The sequence below is a fragment of the Escherichia sp. AM3 genome, assembly GCF_032029835.1.
Classification (GTDB): Bacteria; Pseudomonadota; Gammaproteobacteria; order Enterobacterales; family Enterobacteriaceae; genus Escherichia; species Escherichia coli.
Window position 1 is genome coordinate 1 of sequence record NZ_JAVUPQ010001264.1, and the last position, 241, is coordinate 241.

1 protein-coding gene is annotated in these 241 nt (G+C 59.3%); it reads right to left on the reverse strand.

Annotated features, from left to right (window positions below):
- Window positions 1-51: 51 nt before the first annotated feature.
- On the reverse strand, window positions 52-241 hold a 190-nt coding region (gene thiI, locus RTW80_RS30590; protein WP_409415350.1), incomplete at its 5' end, for a thiazole biosynthesis protein.

The window sequence follows — 241 nt, forward strand, 5'->3', positions numbered from 1 at the left end:
AAAGAGCATAGAATCGCAGGCCCGGTAGCGCTCGCGCCACCGGGCGAGAAACTACGGGCGATACACCTTCACGTTCGCGAAGCCCTGCTCACGCAGATACAGCGCCTGCAAACGGCTCATGACCCCACGTTCGCACCACAGCAGATACGTTTTGCTCTGGTCGAGATCGCCAAACTGGGTGCTCAGCTTGTAGAACGGCAGCGAAACCACCTCGACGCCTTCCACCTGCAACGGCTTGTCA